1 protein-coding gene is annotated in these 201 nt (G+C 44.3%); it reads left to right on the forward strand.

The annotated features are described in order from the left end of the window. A partial coding sequence (locus ASJ81_RS17200) for a hypothetical protein (protein WP_141241792.1) occupies nt 1-201 on the forward strand: 201 nt, incomplete at both ends.

Genomic DNA, 201 nt, shown 5'->3' on the forward strand with positions numbered 1-201 from the left:
GCTTGAAGCAGTATCGTATGGTTCACGAGACTGAGGCCTATCAAACTGACGAAGTCGGGTACAAGCAGGTTTATAATTACTTATACGGAGGCAAACTCCCTGAGGTAGATACCGGCTATGTCAAGGTCTTCGAGTACGTCAAAGGTGCAAATATAACAGGAACGGCTTCTCCCAATGAGAGTGTTAAAATAAACACCAGAA

Source organism: Methanosarcina spelaei (genome assembly GCF_002287235.1).
GTDB classification, from domain to species: domain Archaea; phylum Halobacteriota; class Methanosarcinia; order Methanosarcinales; family Methanosarcinaceae; genus Methanosarcina; species Methanosarcina spelaei.